This is a genomic window from Weissella sp. DD23 (assembly GCF_001579105.1).
Taxonomy (GTDB): Bacteria; Bacillota; Bacilli; order Lactobacillales; family Lactobacillaceae; genus Weissella; species Weissella cibaria.
This window is the reverse complement of record NZ_KQ970392.1, coordinates 72,253-73,110: the sequence shown is the minus strand read 5'-3', so window position 1 is coordinate 73,110 and position 858 is coordinate 72,253. Positions and strand designations below refer to the sequence as shown.

Genomic DNA, 858 nt, shown 5'->3' with positions numbered 1-858 from the left:
TTAACATCCTAGGGATTAAAGGGATTAGCTCCGACTGGCCGGTCCTTTACTCGCCTGGCTTCATTTTGACATTAGCTGCGGCTATCGCCCTCTTGGTGCAAGCCCGAACGTTGAAACCTTTTGTGCCAGCGGCCAAGTCGGTGCTAGCCTCGATGGTTGGCACTGGTGTGACGTTGATGGTGACCTTGATTATGGTACAAGTATTCTCGAATTCCGGCACCAACGGCATGAACTTACCGTCAATGCCAACTTATATCGCCAAAACCGTGTCACAACATATGGCTGGTGTGTGGGTATTCGTGGCACCTTTCTTAGGGGAACTCGGTGCTTTCATCACGGGAAGTGCAACCGTTTCAACCTTGACTTTCTCGCCAATTCAAGCTGACGTCGCAGCCAATGCCCATCTTGCCAAGCCCATTATTTTAGCTTTGCAAGTCATTGGTGCGGCAGCCGGCAATATGATTTGTGTACACAACATTGTTGCAGCCAGTGCCGTGGTCGGCCTGGCCGGTCAAGAAGGTGCAATCTTACGTAAAACTGCTATTCCAGCCCTGGTTTACGGTCTGCTCGTCGGAATTGCCGGTGCCATTATGTTAATGTTCTAACAACAAAAGCACCGCATCACGCGGTGCTTTTTTGCGTTATAATCTGCTATTGGCAACACTCTGAAGATCCCAAATAACAGAGAATCTCTCGGTAGCTGCAACAGGTTCGGCTGGTATCCGGAGCGTTCAAAAATCGGCAACATGCCGCATGGCCGGCGCTATTCAGAAAAGTCCACACAGCACTTGAGGATTTAGGGGGAATTACTTGCCCCGCTGAATGGCGTCCGCGCCATTCGGTTGCCGAGTTTTTGAA

Annotated in this window: 1 protein-coding gene; it reads left to right on the top strand. The window is 50.5% G+C overall.

Annotation, left to right across the window (positions count from 1 at the left end):
* A partial coding sequence (locus WEIDD23_RS04745) for an L-lactate permease (protein WP_197458811.1) occupies positions 1 to 605 on the top strand: 605 nt, incomplete at its 5' end.
* Positions 606 to 858: the final 253 nt, after the last annotated feature.